Genomic DNA, 261 nt, shown 5'->3' with positions numbered 1-261 from the left:
GGCTATCTGGAGCAGCTCTATACGTTTGCGGATCGTGACCGGAACAACGAGATCCTCGGCGGACGGACGATATCGATCAGCTATCTCGGCCTGGTGCGCGAACAGGACGCGCCGGGTGCGGGACGTCCGGCATGGCATGGATGGTACGAATATCTTCCCTGGGAGGATCATCGCCAGGGGCGGCCGGAGGTGCTGGCCGAGGTGATGCAGAAGCTGCGGCTGTGGGCCGATGCCGATCCGATCCGGCGCGATCAGCGCCAC

At 64.4% G+C, this 261-nt stretch carries 1 pseudogene; it reads left to right on the top strand.

From position 1 onward, the window contains the following. Positions 1 to 261 (top strand): annotated as a pseudogene (locus SB764_RS41675) (hypothetical protein); the annotation flags it as partial.

The organism is Paraburkholderia sp. SIMBA_027 (assembly GCF_046535315.1).
GTDB lineage: Bacteria > Pseudomonadota > Gammaproteobacteria > Burkholderiales > Burkholderiaceae > Paraburkholderia > Paraburkholderia tropica.
This window is presented reverse-complemented; position numbering and strand designations above follow the sequence as displayed.